Raw genomic sequence first — 16,540 nt, forward strand, 5'->3', positions numbered from 1 at the left:
TCATGACGTCTCCCTGGTATCGAGTAGTCTGAGCGATTCGCCGGTGCCGACGCCAAGGCGCCGGGCCTCTTCGTCGCTGAGCACGAGCGTGCCGTTGTCGTCGGGCCCGCGGCCCACCCAGGCGGCGCGAAAATCGCCCATGGCGGTGGTCGCGGCTAGCCAGCGGCTCACGCTTTGGGGCGCGGCGTTTTTAACGACCTCTACCGGGCACACCCGCGAGGTACGCACGGCGCGCACGTCGTCGATATACGCTTCGACGGTGGGGCCGCCGTCGAAAATATCGATATAACCCTCCCAACGAAGCCCCTCTTTTTTGAGCATCTCGAGCGCCGGGCGGGTGTGGCGGTGCACCTGGCCGATACAGCCGCGGGCCTGTTCGGACATGAAGGTGGTGTAGATCGGAAACTTGGGCATCAGCTCGCCGATGAAGCTCTTCTGACCCAACCCCGTCAGCCGGTCGGCTTCGTTGAAGTCCATCGGAAAGAAGTGCTTGCCCAGGCTCTCCCAGAACGGGCTTTTGTTGTGCTCGTCGAACACCCCGCGCATTTCCGCCAGCACTTTATCGGGAAAACGGTCGCGAAACTGGGCGATGAATAGCCACCGCGCCTTGGAAAGAAGCGCCCCGTTTCGCAGGTGCTTGTTCGCTTCGCCGCGGTACTCCGGGCGCACGAACAGCGAACACACCTCGGCGTCGCCGGTGTGATCCGAGCTCAAAAAAAGCGTGTCGATGGTGCGGTGCAAGTCGAGCTGTATCGAGGAATGGGCAAGTGTGCCCAGCCGGTAGTGATAAAACGGCACGTCGCGGCCGATCTGACCCACGATGGCGCAGCAACCGGCAAGCTCCCCGGTGACGTCGTCTTCGAGCACGAAAAAGTAGAGCCGGTCGTCGACCGGCGTGCGCTCTTCAAAAGCGCGCGCGGCGGATTCGATTTTCTCGACGAGAAACTCGCGGTTGTCGGGCAGCGAGGTAAACCCCACCCCGGCCTGCTGCGCCAGCACCTGAAGCCCTTCGATATCGTCACGGACAATGGGCCGAATGCGCATTACATCTCTCCCTCGTCAAGAACATCCTGGGCGCTGGGCAGCGCAAGCGGGGCCACCAGCACCGCCCGGCCCTCTTCCACGTTGAGCCGCTTTGCGTGCTCGGGGCTAAGCATCAGCTGGCCGGTGGGCGACAGCGCATAACGGGCTACCAGGCAGCGAAAATCCTCGCCCTGATTGGCGATGAGCGCGGGCTCGGCATCCGGCAGCGTATGCGCCGGGCGGATACGCACCGGATGCCACCCCGCCTGGCGAAAGGTCTCCAGGCGTTCGCGCTCGGCCTTGACGATCGGCCCGGCGTCGAAAATATCGACATGGCGCGAGCGCACGAAACCTTCATTCAGAAGCTCCTGCAAAGGCGCCTCGTGGGCCGGGTGCTCGCGGCCGATCGCCGCCCGCGCCTGGGGCGTCAAAAGCGGCAAGTAGAGCGGAAACTGCGGCATCACCTCGGCGATGAAACTCTTGGAGCGCATCCCCGCGATGTGGTTGATCTCCTGAAAGCTGCGCGCGAAGAAGTGATTGCCCACGCTCTCCCAGAACGGCGAGCGCTGCTCGCCATCCAGGTAGCCGGGAAACGCCACGGCCAGAATGCGCGAGAAGCGCTCCGGGTACTGGGCGATGAACATTAGCCTGGCCCGGCGCAGCAGGCTCTCGGCGCTGGTGCCCTGATAGCGTGGGTCGAGGGAGAACGCGCAGAGTAGCGTGGCATCCGACACCTCGTGGGAAAGCGCCAGGGTCTGCACCTCGCGGCGCACGTTCAGCTGCTGGGAGGCGTGAATCAGCGTTTCCTGACGGTAGGTGTAGTAGGCATCCGTGGCGCCAGCCTGGGCGCGTACCGTTGCCGTGCCCAGCACCCGCGCCGCGCCTTCATTGTTTGCCTCTTCCAGCACGAACATATACTGCTCGTCGCCGGGAAACTCCGCCTGACGGGCGAACGCTTCCAGCGAGCGCTCGATGCGCTCCTCCAGGCGTTCCCGATTGGCCGGCAAGTTGGTCAGTTTGGGCACGGCGTTTTCGGCCAGCGCCATCAGCGCGTCGATATCCGCCATCGCCACCGGCCGAACGATGCGTAACCCCACTTTCTCTGACGGCATGGTTGCGTCTGTCCGGCTCATGAAGCGTTAACGAGGCGTTTTATCGCGCGCTCCAGGCGCACCATGGCCTCTTTGATATCGGCCTCAGGAATCACCAGCGACGGCGCCAAACGCAGCACGTTGGGCCCGGCGATCAGCGCCATCAAGCCCTCTTCGAGGGCCAGCGGCAGAATATCTTTCGCCCGGCCTTCGAAGTCATCGCTCATCTGCGCGCCGATCAAAAGCCCCATACCGCGAACTTCCTTAAAAACGCCATATTTTTCGTTGATCGCTTCGAGATGGCGACGGAAAAGCTGGTGGCGCGTCTCGACGCCTTCGAGCACCTCGGGGGTGTCGATCACCTTAAGGGCAGCCAGTGCCACCGCCGAGCCCAGGGCGTTGCCGCCGTAGGTGGAGCCGTGGGTGCCAAAGCCCAGGGAGGCGCCGATCTTGTCCGTGGTGAGCATCGCGCCAATGGGGAAACCACCGCCCAACGACTTGGCGCTGGTGAGGATATCCGGGGTCACGCCGTAGCGCTGGTAAGCGTAGAGCTTGCCGCTGCGACCCACGCCGGTTTGCACCTCATCAAAGATCAACAGCGCGTCATGTTCGTCGCAGAGCGCGCGCAACCCTTCCAAAAATTCCTGGCTAGCGGGAATGATACCGCCCTCGCCTTGCATGGGTTCGACCATTACCGCGCAGGTGTCATCCCCCATCAGCGCGCGTACGCTTTCCAGGTCGTTGAACGTGGCGTGCTGGATACCGCCGGGGATCGGGCCAAAGCCCTGGGAGTACTTGGGCTGGCCACCCACGCTGACGGTAAACAGCGTGCGCCCGTGAAAGGACTGGCTAAAGGAGATGATCTTGTCCTTATGCTCGCCGACGTGATCCACGGCGTAGCGGCGCGCCAGTTTCAGCGCGGCTTCGTTGGCCTCGCCCCCCGAGGAGCAGAGATACACTTTTTCGGCGAAGGTGCTATCGACGAGCTTTTTGGCAAGCTGCAAAGCCGGCTCGTTGGTATAGATGTTGGAGAGGTGCCAGAGCTTTTCGCCCTGCTCCTTGAGCGCGCCCACCAGCGCCGGATGGCAGTGGCCCAGCGAGTTCACGGCGATACCACCGGCCAGGTCGATATACTCGCGCCCGTCCTGATCCCACAAGCGGCTACCCTCGCCGCGCACCGGCACCACCTGCTGGGGCGAGTAGTTGGGGGTCATGTAGGTATCGAAATCCTGACGGCTTGGCGTATGGCTCATTGAGGGTCTCCAGTCGGGGCGAAAGGGTTTTAGTATACGCAGCCTGGCAGGTTTCGCACTTTCACGAATGGGACGGGTAATTATGGAAAGCGGCAGTTCGCCGGCAAAGACTGATGACCACGACCTATCAAAAAGAAGCGCTTACGCCCCTGGAAGGCCGCTTGATTTTTGATGATCAGCCGCCATAGTTGTTATGCGTTGAAGATTCGCGTTAACGCGACGGTTTTATTAGGCGGCCATCCAGTTGCTTATTCAAGGAGAGCGAGATGCACATCGATTTAAGCGGTAAACGGGCGGTAGTGACAGGCTCTACCGCAGGTATCGGCTACGCGATCGCCAAAGGGCTCGCCGCGGCGGGTGCCGAGGTAGTGATTACCGGGCGCACCAAAGAGCGCATCGACCAAGCGCTCGAATCCTTGAGTCGCGAGGTGGACAGCGCCAACGCCACCGGCGTGGCAGCAGACCTGGCAACGGCGGATGGCTGCCAAAAGCTGATAGAGCGCGTGCCCGAGGCCGATATTTTGATCAACAACGTGGGGATCTTCGAAGGCGGCGACTTTTTTGACACCGACGACGACACCTGGCAGCGCTTTTTCGATACCAACGTGATGAGTGCAGTACGCCTGTCGCGCCATTACGCCAAGGGCATGCGCGAGCGCAACTGGGGCCGGGTCGAATTTATTTCCAGTGAATCGGCGCTGAACATTCCCACCGAGATGGTTCACTACGGCATGACTAAATCCGCCCTGCAGGCGGTCTCTCGCGGGCTTGCCAAAACCCTGAGCGGCACCAACGTTACGGTCAACGCCATCCTGCCCGGGCCCACACGCTCTGAAGGCGTCATGCGCCTAATGGAGGCGCAGGCCAAAGAGAAAGGCATCTCGCTTGCAGAGGCCGAAACGCAGTTCATCGACGAAAACCGCCCTTCTTCCATCATCCAGCGCCTGGCAACGTCGGACGAGGTCGCCAACCTGTGCGTTTACGTAGCGTCTGAACAGGCCAGCGCCACCACCGGAGCGGCGCTTCGCGTGGAAGGCGGCATCGTGGATACCATGGCGTAGCGTTACTCGAAAAGCGTACCGGAGGAAGAAAAAGGCCGCTCGACGCGGCCTTTTTGCCGAACGCTCGGTGCGCTCAAGGCACCAGTCGTTCCTCCCGAGGTGTAAGGCCGAAGTGATTACGGTAGGCGGTGGAGAAGTGCGCCCCGGAGGAGAACCCAACCGCCAGCGCGATATCCCCCACCGGCTGGTCGCTTTCCCGCAGGCGCTTGCGCGCTTCTTGCAGGCGCAAGTCCAGGTAGTAGCGGCTGGGCACCGCCTGCAGGTACTTCTTGAAAAGCCGCTCGAGTTGGCGCCGTGAAATGCCCAGATGCTCGGCAAGTTCGAGGGTCGAAAACGGCTCTTCGATATTGGCTTCCATCAACGCGACGGCGTCTATCAGACTTTGCGGCGCGTGGCCCAGGCGGCTGCGTAGCGGCACGTGCTGGGGCTCGTCGGCCATGCGCACGCGCTCGTAGGCAAAGTGCTCCGAGACTTTTCGGGCAAGCTCCTCGCCCAGGTCCCGGCGAATCAGCGTCAGGCTCATATCGAGCGCGGCGGTGCCGCTGGCGCAGCTCAGCCGGGTGCGGTCGATTTCAAACAGCGTCTGGGTGAAGGTGACCGCCGGGTAGGCCTGGGAGAGCGCGGCGAAGCGCTGCCAGGGAAGCGTTGCCCGGTAGCCGTCCAGCAACCCGCAGCGCGCTAGCACCTCGCTACCGCCGGCAACCCCTCCAAGCGCCGTTTTGCTGGCAAGCGTTCTAAGCCACTCGACAAGCCTTGGAGAAAGCGGGTAGGGCAATGGCGAAGGCGCGGCTATAAAGACGCTATCAAGCGCCACCGGGGCGTTTTGCAAGCCGTACTCGACCTGGGTGGTGAGCGCTGCGGCGCTTCGCACGCTGCCCTCGTCAAGGCCCAATGTGACGATCTGATAACGAAGCTTACCGCTTAGCTGGTTGGCCAGCAGCAACGGCTCGACCAAACAAGAATGCGAGAGCAGCGAGAAGCCGGGCAGCAGCAACACCCCGATACGATGGCCGGCAAACGAACGGGCAGAATGTAGCGACGCTTGCGCCATGGGGAAACGACCGGTTGAAGACAGAGGCTCATCTTAACCAACAAAGCGTTTTAAATCAGCGTGAAATAGCGGGCAAGAAAAAGGGCAAGGGGGAAACCCCTTGCCCTGCTGCCTCGATGCTTTAGCCAGGCGTTACTGGTTACGGTTGGGGTGGTTGGCCACCTCGCCTACCTGCATGTCGCCATCGACCTGGCTGTAGTTATCCTCGTTATACTCTTCGGTGGCGGACTCGATTTCGTCGCTGCCGTAGGTCGTTTGCATGACGAGCTGGTCGTCCTCGACGTTGATTTCCTGAAGCGCCAGCGCCACATCGGTGGCACCGAAGCCCCAGAATCCGCCAATGGAGACGATCGCGTAGAGATCGCCGGAGTCGTTGTGCTCTACAACGTTATCGACGCTACCGATCTCTTCGCCTTCCTGGTTGACCACGGTCATACCTTCGACCTCGCTGATCGTCAGCGACATCAAGCCACCCTGGGTATCGTTTTCGGCCAGGCTTTCATCGGATTCGCGGTTATCCGGGTCTTCCATGGCGTTCGGCGAGCGACCTTCATTGTCGCCCATCTGGCCGTCGCTGGCGGTGGTTTCGTCGTCGTCCACCGCGGTGTCGTCCGCCATGGTTTCTTCGGTGTTCATGTCGTTATCGGTGGGGCTGGGCTCGCTCTCCATTTGACCCGCACTATCACCCCCGGCGGCGTCGTCGCTCATGGCGTCGTCGTCGGTATCCATGCCCTGGTCATCGCTCATCTGACCCTGGCTGTCACCCGTCGCACTGGTATCAGTACTGGTATCGGTGTCTGTGTCTGAATCGGTGTCCGTACCCGAATCGGTGTCCGTGTCACCGCTTTGCATCTCGCCGCTATCGTCTTCGGTGCTCGTCTGGCTTTGCGCGCCCTGGGCGCCCTGGGCGCCAGCGCCGGAGGTCTGCTGCTGTTCCGTCGAGCCGCCCGCGGCTTGGTCACCTTCGCTGGCCGACTCTTCCTGGGCCAGCGCATGGATCGACATGCCTGCACAAATCGCCGCGATGGCAACCGCCAATGTAGTCCGTTTCATGGGGTGTCTCCTTAAAGTTAAGATGCTCTATTGAAGCTAGTGAGCAAACCCGCGATACGCAATAAATATTGCACCGAGCCAGTCAACGCAGACGCCTGGAGATACGCAGAGCGCGTTAAAATATTAGCCGCCGTTGACGATTCCCAGAATGATCACCAGTGCCAGCACGACGGCCAGCACGGTGATGACGATAGGCAAAAGCTTATGCAAGCCCTTGGAGGAGCGCTTGGCTTCGGGCTGCAGGTGGGCGGGTTTTTGAGGCTCTTTTTCGGGGACACGCTGGCCCAGTACGTGTTCTTTTTTCTCGCCGGGCGTGCTGCTTTCTTCGGTATCCATACTCGCCTTCCTCGGGCGGGCGCCCCTTGCCTCACCCTCTTTTCGATAAAGGGCGCCCGCCTTTCGTTAACCGCCGGGGCTTACGGTCAAAGCGATACGACGTCGAACTCGACCTCCGGGTTAACGTCGGCGTCGTAATCGACGTCGGTGCGCTCAAAGCCAAACAATTTCAAAAAGTCATGCTTGTAACCAGCATAGTCGGTAATTTCGAAAAGGTTATCGCTGGTGACTTCCGGCCAGAGATCCTGGCAGGCTTTTTGAACATCGTCGCGAAGCTCCCAGTCGTCGAGCCGGAAACGACCCATGTCGTCGAGCCCTTTGTCGACAGAGGAATCGGCATAGAGGCGCTCGCCAAACAGGCGGTTCAACTGGTCGATGGTACCTTCGTGCAGGCCCTGCTCTTTCATGATGCGATAGACCATGGCGATGTAGAGCGGCATGACCGGGATCGCCGCGCTGGCCTGGGTGACCACGGACTTGAGCACTGCCACGTTCGCCCCGCCGCCGCTTTGGCTTAGCGTGTCGTCGATGGCGGTGGCGGCGCGGTCCAAATCTTCCTTGGCCTTGCCAAGCGCGCCGTGCCAGTAGATCGGCCAGGTGATCTCGGTACCGATGTAGCTAAACGCTACGCTTTTGGCGCCCTTGGCGAGCACGCCGGCTTCATTAAGGGCGTTCATCCAAAGTTCCCAGTCTTCGCCGCCCATCACGGTGATGGTGTCGTCAATCTCGGCCTGGGTGGCGGGCTCGACTTCTGCTTCGATGATGGCGTCTTTATTGGTATCGATGGCCGTTGCGCGGTAGGTCTCACCAATCGGTTTCAAACTCGAGCGCTTGAGCTCGCCGGTATCGGGCATTTTGCGCACCGGGGATGCCAGCGAGTAAACCACCAGATCCACCTCGCCCAGGTCCTGCTTGATCAGTTCGATGGCTTTTTCGCGAGCCTCGTGAGAGAAAGCGTCGCCGTTGATCGCCTTGCTATAAAGGCCTTCCTGCTTGGCGAACTTGTCGAAGGCGGCACTGTTGTACCAGCCGGCGGTGCCGGGTTTCTTTTCACTGCCCGGTTTTTCGAAGAACACGCCCAGCGTATCGGCGCCATAGCCGAAGGCGGCGGTCACGCGCGCCGCCAGGCCGTAGCCACTGGAGGCACCGATCACCAGAACCTTTTTGGGGCCTTTGCTTTTATCCAAACCGCGCGCTTTGGTCGCTTCGATCTGCTCGAGCACGTTCTGCTCGCAGCCCTTGGGATGGGTCGTCGTACAGATAAAACCGCGTACTTTGGGTTTGATAATCACGAAGGATCTCCTTATCGAAAATGGGCGTTCATCAGCGGGCAGCGCCGCCGCGTTAGCGCCTATTCTATCCGTCTCGACCGGCGCTGTCCGCCCTTGAGCTTCGCGTCCATTAGCGTCAGGATACGCAATGAATGCGACACCCCCGATAAGGCGGCTAAAAAAGAGTGATGAACGCTTGATGAATGCACAGCAGTTAGTGGATGAGCGCGGCGATTTGTGGCTAGCGCTTGCCCCGTTATGGCTCGACCGCGAGCCCGGCGAGCGCGATTACGCGAACATGGTCGAGGTCATCGAGGCGCACACGATGTCGTTCAAGGAGCTCGAGTGGATGTTTCGCCTGGAGCTTGCCCCGGTGATGGCGCGCCACCAGCTCTCCATCGCCAGCGAGTGGCGTCAGTTCGACGATCGCAAGCTGATGCAGCAGCTGGTGTCGCACAACCTGCGTTTGACTGGCTGGCGGCGCAAGAGCTGGGCGCTATTCTCGGGCTTGACCACGATGATGGTGCGCCACCGCTGGGCAGCACTGATGAACCGTTTGATGGTCGCGCGCGGCCAGGTGTAGCCCGCCCTCGCTAAGCGGTGGGGCTTTTATCCAGCGCCGCTTCGAGCGCCCGGCGCAGCGGGTAGCCGTGCTCCTTGGGCCCGAACCGGGCCACCACCTGGCCGTCGCGGTCGACCAGAAACTTGGTGAAGTTCCACTTGATCATCCGGGTACCCAAAAGCCCCGGCGCCTGCCCTTTTAGCTGAACGAACAGCGGGTGTGCGTCCGGGCCGTTCACCTTGACCTTCTCCATCAGCGGAAAGTGCACGCCGAAGCGCTCCTCGCCCAAGCGGCAAAACGCCTCCGCACCTTCCGGCGATTGGCGGCCGAACTGGTTGCAGGGGAAGCCAAGCACGGTAAAGCCGCGGTCGCGGTAGCGCTGGTAGAGCGCTTCGAGCTCTTTTAACTGCGGAGTAAAGCCGCACTGACTGGCGACGTTGACCACCAAAAGCACCTGTCCTTGCAGCGCGCGCAGGTTGAAGGGTTGGCCCTGATGGGTGTAACAGTCCTGCTCGAAAATCGTCATCACAAGCCCCTGCTTATATATCTGAATCACTGTGTATCATGATCGAGGCGGGAAGACCATGTAAGCCAGAACACGGCCCCCTTCCGCTTAGACCAGCGGCCCGGCCACCACGCGAAGCGCCAGGGCGATCAAAAAGATACCGGTGACGCGATTGACCCAGTGCGAGTAGCGCTGAAGCCAGGGCAGTATCGAAGAGTGGGAAAGCCCTAGCGCCACCAGCAAGTACCAGCCGCCGTCTATCACCATCGCCGTGATCACGACGATCGCCTTGGCGTCAAAGCCCATCTGCAGGGTGACGAACTGGCTGAGCAGCGCGACGAAAAACAAAATGAGCTTGGGATTACAAAGCGCCACCAACAGCGCCTCTTTGACCGCCTGGCGCTGGGTCGTGGCCGCCAGCGCCGGCGACAGCACCCCGGCGCTGCCCGCCCGCAGCGCTTTGATGCCAAGCCAGGCAAGGTAGGCCGCCCCAAGCCAGGTGATCCACTGAAACACCTGGGGGTGGCTTGCGATCAGCGCACCCAGGCCCAGCACCGTGAGCAGCGCGTAAAAGCCCACGCCCAACGCGTGGGTGAGCGCCGCGGTGACGCCTCTGATACGCCCGCCGCCCAGCGTATGACGTAGCACGAGCGCCAGGCTCGGCCCAGGTGACATCGCCCCCATCACGCATATCGCCGCCAGCGAAAGCCATAAGGATAGCTGCATCTTTTTTTCCGAAGAATTGTCGTCGAGCGCCGACCCACGTCACGCTTGCCCTTAAATAACGCTTTTAGCATGGTACCCTGTTGGGTAAAATTTTTCCCTTTTGATAAACAGTGCTCTGATGAACCTCGTTCTGATGAACAGTATTCTGATGAACAGTGCTCTGATGAATCTTGTTTATGGACATAGCTCGGACGAACATAGCGCCTGACGTTCAGGCGGCTTTAGGCGACGAAAGGACGTTAACATGGGTAGGGCGTTTCAAAACCGTAAAGAGTCAATGGCCAAAACGGCCGCGGCGAAGACCAAGGTATACAGCAAGTACGGGCGCGAAATTTATGTCGTCGCCAAATCCGGCGGCACCGACCCGAACAGCAACCTCGCCCTGCGGGGGTTGATGGAGCGCGCCAAGAAAGACCAGGTGCCCTCGCACGTCATCGACAAGGCGCTGGACAAAGCCAACGGCGCCGGTGGCGAGGATTTTTCCACCTCCCGCTACGAAGGCTTCGGCCCCGGCAACGCCATGGTGATCGTGGAGTGCTTGACCGATAACGCCAACCGCACCTTCGGCGACGTGCGCGGCTGCTTCACCAAAACCAAGAGCAAGATCGGCACGCCCGGAAGCGTCAGCCACATGTTCGATCACTGCGCGATCTTCGCCTTTCAGGGCCAGGACGAGGAAGCGGTGCTGGAAGCGCTGATGGAAGCCGATGTGGATGTCACCGATATCGAGCAGGAAGAGGCGCACATTACCGTCTTCGCCCCGCACACCGAATACGCCAAGGCCAAGCAGGCGCTGCTCGACGCCTTTGGCGAGATCGATTTCGAAGCGGACGAGATCCAGTTTTTGCCCCAGACCACCACCCCATTAGAAGGCGACGATGCGGTGATGTTCGAGAAGTTTCTGGATATGCTCAACGACCTGGACGACGTGCAGAACGTCTTTCACAGCGCGGAGCTACCCGAGCAGGACGCCTAAAGCGCGCTTAGCCGCGCGGCTTGCTCGGCGCTCCCGTCACTTCGCCGCTGGAATCCAGCGCAGTATCCGGCGGCAGCAGCGCTGATTGGACGCCGGCCTTACTCAGCACTTTTTTGCCGCGAACGGTAAGGTCGGTGATGAACAGAAACTGCTGGCGCGGGTCGACCGGGTAGGCGCGAATGCGGTAGTGGGTTCCCCAGGGCTTCTCCTCGGCCACGATGGTGATGGGTGCTTCGAACTTGAGGTAGGCGCTGGTCAGCGCCACGTCCTTCAGCGCCTGGCGCACCCAGCCGGCCTGCTCCTCCACGTAGAGATAAAAACTCGCTACGCACTGAAGCGTCGGCCCACCGTTATTGGCGTTATAGACCGGCGTCTCCCACAGTTTGAGGTGCGGCATGGAGACCAGATCGTCGTCCGGCGTCTGGATATGCACCGTGCGCATCCCCACATGCTTGACCTCGCCGTAGGTATCCTCGATCTGCACCCAGTCTCCGGGCCGATAGGGAAGCTCTACCGCCGACACCACCCCGGCGATCAGGCTGCTCACGTAGTCCTTGAGCGCAAACCCCACCGCCAGGCCTATGGCGCCGAAAAGCGTCACCATGTTGCGAAGCGAAGGGTCGATGACGATCGGCACGATCAAAACGATGGCCGCGATCAAAATCAACAGCCTGGTTAGCGGGACCAGCGCGAAGACGCGAAAACGCAGTTGGCCGTGAAGCCGGTTCGCCAGCCAGTTGAGCCCGCGCTGGCTTAAAACGATCAACAGCACCGTGGCCAGCAAAATCGCCAGTACGGTGAGGATCGCGGGGGTATCGATATCGTTGAATAACCTGGCGTACTGTTTGCGCTCTTCCATGGGTCTCTCCTGGAATCTCTCCTAAACACTCACCTGCGTGTACGCTATAGCGCATCCACCAGATAATTTCGCGATACCAGCAGTTCGCGCACGCTTGCATAGCTCAAGGGGGCCACCTGCCAGCGCCCCTGCTGCTCGCCCAGCACCTTCAGGCGCGTGAGCGTGAGCCGAGCGTTGAGGGTTTCGTGGTAGGAGAACGGCAGTACCGCGGCAAGTGCCGCGTCGTTCAAGCCGCCATGAATCAAAAGCGCATGAAGGACCAGAATCGCTACGTCGCCGGTATCGTTGGTCAGTTCGGCCTCGTCGAGGGCGTCGATCAGCCAAAGTTCGTTATCGTCGCTGGTGCTTGAAACAGGCTCGCGCAGTCGCTCGCGCCAGTAGTACCACGCCACGCCCAGGTGGCCCCGGCAGTAGGCCGCCAGGTACTGTAGCTCGCTTTTGCTTTTGGCACTTCGCTTGTCGCGCCGTTGGTTGGAAACCGGCTTGCCGGTGCGCGTACTGTAGACCGTCAGCGCGTTTTGGCCCTCGCCCAAAAAGTACTCGGCCAACTGCTCACCCTCCACGGCCTGAAGCGTTAGCGCCGGTACGCTATCGAGCCCCACCACGTGTTTTAAATAGGCGTAGCTCCAGCTATCGCAACCGATCACGCCCCGCCCGAGCTGTCCGGCCAGAGCACTTTCCAGAAACGCGCGCACGCCCTGTATGCCTTGGCTTGTGCGCAAAAAACAGTGCTGTAAAGCAGGGAGCACCCAGCGGGATTTGCCGTCGAACTGCGCCATCCAGCTGCTATCGCCGTCGAGTAGCGCCTCGATGCTCGGCGCCTCACAGGTATCTATAGCGTGCAGCCGCGCCCAGTGCGCGGCCACGTCGCCGTGGCCACCAAAAGGCGGGGTAATGAAAAAAATGACCGGTTCGCTGGCATACTCGGCGGTAATGACGGCGTCCAGCGCGCGGGCGGCCCGGGACCAATCGATGGGCGGCACCAAATGCGCCAGGCGCACTTCCGGGAGTTTACGAAGCTTTTCTTCCTCGATCGCCTGACGCTCGGCGGCGCGCTTGCCGGTCAGCCAGGTTTTGGCGGCGCGAAGGTAGCGCTGGCGTCTCGAGTGCTGGGTTTTCTCCGGGGTGGAAAACGCTTCGAGTTGGACGACCTCGCCCAGCGGGTGAGCAGCATTTTCCGAACGCTTCGCCATATAACGTCTCAAGTGACTGTATCGACCGTAAAGAGTAGCACGGCAAAAGCGCTAAAGCGGTGCTTATCGAACTTAACCAGGGCGCAACGGTCTTAGCTTGGACGTAACGTAAAAGCTCACCAACGCAGCCATTACCCCGGATTCGAGCCGCAAGCCTCATGCGACGAGGCGGGCGCTGGGGGCAGTGCTAAACGGGAGGTCGCAATGAGCGTTGTTCCGGTTAATCAAAGAGAGCTTCACGATAAGCTCACCAAGTGTATTGCGGGCGAGCGGGTGCTGATCGACCACCAGGGCAGCCGCTTTAGCGCGCGGATCCAGCACGCGGGTATCAAAGGCGTAAAAGTGATTCCCGAAGCGCTGATCAATAATACCGCCGGGGACCCTGGCGATATCGAAGGCGTGGTGCATCCCTACGAGGACATTATGGAGCTCGAGGTCAAGGGCGTGGTGTATAGCCGTACCACCGAGCCGACCGCGCACAGCGCCTGACCCGGCATCCGCCCGCCTGGCGGGCCTTGCCAAAAATAATCCCTGCACGCCTTGAACGGCGTGCAGGGATTTATCGTTTTAAAGCGGGCGTTAGCCCGTATCCGGCGGCGTTAGAACGTCAGGCAGATTTTGCCGAAGTGCTTACCGGATTCCTGATGGCGAAACGCCTCGGCGATCTCTTCAAGACCGAACTCGCGATCGATCACCGGGCGCATGCCCGCGGTATCGATGGCGCGAATCATCTCGATCTGATCGCGGCGGTTGCCCACGATCAAGCCCTTGAGCGTGGCCTGCTTGGCCATCAGCTTGGCGGTGGGAATATCGCCTTCACGCCCGGTCAGAATGCCGATCAGCGCCATGTGACCGCCAATCTTGATCGCCTCGATGGACTGGGGCAGCGTCGCCGGCCCGCCGACTTCGACGATATGGTCCACGCCTTCACCGTTGGTCAGCGCCTGGACTTCCTTGCCCCACTCCGGCGTCTCTTTATAGTTGATGGTGTGCTCGGCGCCCATTTCCCGCAGGCGTTCGAGCTTCTCGTTGGAGGAGGACGTCGCAATGACCCGCGCGCCCATCATCTTGGCAAACTGCAGCGCGAAGATGGAGACGCCGCCGGTACCCAGCACCAGCACGGTGTCGCCAGCCTTGATGTTGCCGTCCACTACCAGCGCCCGCCAAGCGGTCAGGCCTGCCGTGGTGAGCGTGGCAGCTTCCGCGTGGCTGTAGCCTTCGGGTTGGTGGGTAAAGCCACTGGCCGGGCCGGTCACTTCTTCCCGCGCGTAGCCATCGACGCCATCGCCTGGGGTAGTGGCGAAGTTATCGACCCGCGCCGGGCCTTCGAGCCAGGTCGGGAAGAAAGTGGAGACCACCCGATCACCCACGGCGAATTCCTCGACGCCTTCGCCCACGGCTTCTACCACACCGGCGCCGTCGGACATCGGAATGCGCCCGTCGTCGGTCGGGATCATGCCCGCAGCCACCGCGTAGTCGTGGAAGTTGAGCGAGCTTGCGTGCAGGCGCACCTTGATTTCCCCGGATTGAGGCGCTTTCGCGGGCGCCCCATCAACGGCCAAGAGCTTATCCAAACCGCCCGGTGCCTGTAGCTTAATCGTTTTCATGACGACCTCCTTGATCCGTGTATGGGAATGAGGTGGGGGCATCCTGGTTCAGATCAAGGCCCTCGTCCAACTCCTGGGCCAGGAACCCGCCGGACTGGCGCTGCCAGAGCCTTGCGTAGATACCGCCTTTATCGAGCAACTCCTGATGGGTGCCGCTTTCCACCAGCTGGCCCTGGTCGACCACGATGAGCCGGTCCAGCATGGCAATGGTGGAGAGCCGGTGGGCGATCGCGATCACGGTCTTGCCTTCCATCAGCGCGTCGAGCTGCTCCTGGATCGCCGCCTCGACCTCGGAATCCAGCGCCGAGGTCGCCTCGTCGAGCACCAGAATCGGTGCGTTTTTTAGAAGCACCCGGGCAATGGCGATACGTTGGCGCTGGCCGCCGGAGAGCTTTACGCCGCGCTCGCCGACGTGGGCATCCAGGCCGCGCCGACCGGAAGGGTCGACCAGGTCATCGATGAAGGTATCCGCGTGGGCGCGGCAAACCGCGCGCCACACGTCGTCGTCGCTGGCCTCGGGGCTGCCGTAGCGAATGTTGTCTCTGAGCGAGCGGTGCAAAAGCGAGGTGTCCTGGGTCACCATGCCGATCTGGTGGCGAAGCGAGGTCTGGGTGACCTCGTCGATATTTTGGCCATCGATACGAATGCGCCCGCCCTGCAGGTCGTAAAAACGCAGCAGCAGGTTGGCAAGCGTGGACTTGCCGGCCCCGGAGCGCCCGATCAGGCCGATCTTCTCGCCGGGTTTGATGGTCAGATCGAAGCCGTCGAACACGGTCTTGTGCTCGCCCTGGGCCTGGGCGTAGTGGAAGGTGAGCGCATCGAATACGATCTCGCCGCGGGGCACCTCGAGCGGCGAAGCGTCTGGGGCGTCATTGATGCTCGGCGCCTGGGCGATGGTGTTCATGCCGTCCTGCACGGTGCCGATGTTCTCGAAAAGCCCGGCGACTTCCCAGAGTATCCAGTCGGACATGAAGCGAATGCGCATCACCAGCGCGATGGCGATGGCCAGCACCCCGAGCGAGATCGCCTCCAGATACCAGGCGCTGATCGCCATACCGGCAATGCCCACCAGCAACATCGTGTTTAAAAGCGTCAAGCACACGCTCATCACCGTCACCAGGCGCATCTGGCGATGCACCGTGGTTAGAAACCCCTCCATGGCGTCCTTGGCGTAGCGCTGCTCGCGCACGGTATCGGCAAAGAGCTTGATGGTTTGAATGTTGCTGTAGCTGTCGACCACGCGCCCGGTCATCTCGGCGCGGGCATCGGCCTGCGCCATGGAGACATCGCGAAGGCGCGGCACGAAGTAGCGCATGATGCCCAGATACCCCAGCAGCCAAAGCCCCAGCGGCAGCAAAAGCCAGGGGTCGGCGCGGCCCAACAAGAAAGCCGCACCGGTGAAATAGACCAGCGCGTAGACCATCAGGTCCATCACCTTGGTGACGGTCTCGCGAATAGCCAGTGCGGTCTGCATCACCTTTTGCGAGACGCGCCCGGCGAACTCGTCCTGGTAGAACGCCAGGCTTTGGCTGAGCATATGACGATGCGAAAGCCAGCGGCCGATCATCGGGTAATTGCCGAAGATGCTTTGGTGGGTAATCAAGGACTGCAAGAGCACCAAAAGCGGCAGTCCCAGGATGACCACCAGGCCCACCCCGGCAAGCCACAGGCCGTTTTCCTGCCAGAACCCGGCGCGCTCGACATTACCCAGCCAGTCCACCAGCTCGCCCATGTAGCTGAAAAAGAACACCTCGGCGGCGGAGACCGCGCCGGTGACCAGCGACATCACCAAAAGCAGCGGCCAGATCGGTTTTGAGAAGTGCCAGATAAACGGCAAAAGCCCCTTCGGCGGCGTCTCGAGCGCGCCTTCCGGGTACGGGTTCACACGGCTTTCAAAGGTGTGAAAAAGCGATTTCAGCGTGCGAGCGAGCATGAAAAGTCCTTATGGATAGCCCTTATGGATAGCCCTTAAA

General features: G+C 61.2%; 17 protein-coding genes. 4 read left to right on the top strand and 13 right to left on the bottom strand.

Annotated elements, in window-relative coordinates; genetic code table 11:
* Genes astA through ACWHXT_RS12420 form a run of 3 tightly spaced genes read right to left on the bottom strand, consistent with a single transcriptional unit; the run spans position 1 to position 3,367 of the window.
* Entirely contained in the window at positions 1 to 1,044 is a 1,044-nt protein-coding gene (gene astA, locus ACWHXT_RS12410; RefSeq protein ID WP_447956069.1) for an arginine N-succinyltransferase, read from the bottom strand.
* A complete protein-coding gene (locus tag ACWHXT_RS12415) occupies positions 1,044 to 2,135 on the bottom strand; it encodes an arginine N-succinyltransferase (protein WP_447956070.1) in 1,092 nt (363 codons plus the stop codon). Before ACWHXT_RS12415 ends, astA begins: the two co-directional genes overlap by 1 nt.
* 17 nt (positions 2,136 to 2,152) lie before the next feature.
* A complete protein-coding gene (locus tag ACWHXT_RS12420; RefSeq protein ID WP_447956071.1) occupies positions 2,153 to 3,367 on the bottom strand; it encodes an aspartate aminotransferase family protein in 1,215 nt (404 codons plus the stop codon).
* A gap of 266 nt (positions 3,368 to 3,633) precedes the next feature.
* Between ACWHXT_RS12420 and ACWHXT_RS12425 the strand changes: the two genes are divergently transcribed.
* Positions 3,634 to 4,428 (top strand): SDR family NAD(P)-dependent oxidoreductase, encoded by a 795-nt coding sequence (locus tag ACWHXT_RS12425; protein WP_447956072.1) that lies wholly within the window; start codon positions 3,634 to 3,636, stop codon positions 4,426 to 4,428.
* Between the two features lie 73 nt (positions 4,429 to 4,501).
* Here ACWHXT_RS12425 and ACWHXT_RS12430 read toward each other — a convergent pair whose 3' ends face one another.
* From ACWHXT_RS12430 to fabV, 4 genes are all read right to left on the bottom strand, one after another.
* The gene (locus ACWHXT_RS12430) at positions 4,502 to 5,479 is read right to left on the bottom strand and encodes a GlxA family transcriptional regulator (protein ID WP_447956073.1); all 978 of its coding nucleotides are present in this window, start codon (positions 5,477 to 5,479) and stop codon (positions 4,502 to 4,504) included.
* A 132-nt stretch (positions 5,480 to 5,611) separates the two neighbouring features.
* Positions 5,612 to 6,532 (bottom strand): PRC-barrel domain-containing protein, encoded by a 921-nt coding sequence (locus ACWHXT_RS12435; RefSeq protein WP_447956074.1) that lies wholly within the window; start codon positions 6,530 to 6,532, stop codon positions 5,612 to 5,614.
* A 123-nt stretch (positions 6,533 to 6,655) separates the two neighbouring features.
* Positions 6,656 to 6,868, bottom strand: a complete 213-nt coding sequence (locus ACWHXT_RS12440; RefSeq protein WP_447926608.1) for a hypothetical protein — start codon at positions 6,866 to 6,868, stop codon at positions 6,656 to 6,658.
* Between the two features lie 86 nt (positions 6,869 to 6,954).
* Positions 6,955 to 8,160 (bottom strand): enoyl-ACP reductase FabV, encoded by a 1,206-nt coding sequence (gene fabV / locus ACWHXT_RS12445; RefSeq protein ID WP_447926609.1) that lies wholly within the window; start codon positions 8,158 to 8,160, stop codon positions 6,955 to 6,957.
* Positions 8,161 to 8,338: 178 nt separating this feature from the next.
* On the opposite strand from fabV, the gene ACWHXT_RS12450 reads away from it, so the two are divergent.
* On the top strand, positions 8,339 to 8,722 hold the full coding sequence (locus ACWHXT_RS12450; RefSeq protein ID WP_447896176.1) for a DUF7079 family protein: 384 nt from the start codon (positions 8,339 to 8,341) through the stop codon (positions 8,720 to 8,722).
* 10 nt (positions 8,723 to 8,732) lie between these two features.
* Here the strand turns inward: ACWHXT_RS12450 and ACWHXT_RS12455 are convergent, their stop codons facing one another.
* Together ACWHXT_RS12455 and ACWHXT_RS12460 are read right to left on the bottom strand one after the other, a co-directional pair.
* Positions 8,733 to 9,227, bottom strand: coding sequence for a glutathione peroxidase (locus tag ACWHXT_RS12455; protein ID WP_447926610.1), 495 nt, complete (start codon positions 9,225 to 9,227; stop codon positions 8,733 to 8,735).
* Between the two features lie 87 nt (positions 9,228 to 9,314).
* A complete protein-coding gene (locus ACWHXT_RS12460) occupies positions 9,315 to 9,932 on the bottom strand; it encodes a LysE family translocator (protein ID WP_447956075.1) in 618 nt (205 codons plus the stop codon).
* Positions 9,933 to 10,176: 244 nt separating this feature from the next.
* On the opposite strand from ACWHXT_RS12460, the gene ACWHXT_RS12465 reads away from it, so the two are divergent.
* A complete protein-coding gene (locus tag ACWHXT_RS12465) occupies positions 10,177 to 10,908 on the top strand; it encodes a YebC/PmpR family DNA-binding transcriptional regulator (protein WP_447926612.1) in 732 nt (243 codons plus the stop codon).
* Positions 10,909 to 10,915: 7 nt separating this feature from the next.
* Here the strand turns inward: ACWHXT_RS12465 and ACWHXT_RS12470 are convergent, their stop codons facing one another.
* Complete coding sequence (locus ACWHXT_RS12470; RefSeq protein ID WP_447956076.1) at positions 10,916 to 11,767, bottom strand: mechanosensitive ion channel family protein; 852 nt, start codon at positions 11,765 to 11,767, stop codon at positions 10,916 to 10,918.
* A gap of 44 nt (positions 11,768 to 11,811) precedes the next feature.
* Entirely contained in the window at positions 11,812 to 12,960 is a 1,149-nt protein-coding gene (locus ACWHXT_RS12475) for a hypothetical protein (RefSeq protein ID WP_447956077.1), read from the bottom strand.
* A gap of 204 nt (positions 12,961 to 13,164) precedes the next feature.
* Between ACWHXT_RS12475 and ACWHXT_RS12480 the strand changes: the two genes are divergently transcribed.
* A complete protein-coding gene (locus ACWHXT_RS12480) occupies positions 13,165 to 13,449 on the top strand; it encodes a hypothetical protein (protein ID WP_447529474.1) in 285 nt (94 codons plus the stop codon).
* Between the two features lie 110 nt (positions 13,450 to 13,559).
* Here ACWHXT_RS12480 and ACWHXT_RS12485 read toward each other — a convergent pair whose 3' ends face one another.
* Both ACWHXT_RS12485 and ACWHXT_RS12490 read right to left on the bottom strand, forming a co-directional pair.
* Positions 13,560 to 14,567: a zinc-dependent alcohol dehydrogenase family protein gene (locus ACWHXT_RS12485; RefSeq protein ID WP_447956078.1), complete on the bottom strand. Its 1,008-nt coding sequence runs from the start codon at positions 14,565 to 14,567 to the stop codon at positions 13,560 to 13,562.
* On the bottom strand, positions 14,554 to 16,500 hold the full coding sequence (locus ACWHXT_RS12490) for an ABC transporter ATP-binding protein (protein ID WP_447956079.1): 1,947 nt from the start codon (positions 16,498 to 16,500) through the stop codon (positions 14,554 to 14,556). Before ACWHXT_RS12490 ends, ACWHXT_RS12485 begins: the two co-directional genes overlap by 14 nt.
* Positions 16,501 to 16,540 lie beyond the last annotated feature (40 nt).

This window comes from Vreelandella halophytica (assembly GCF_968193635.1).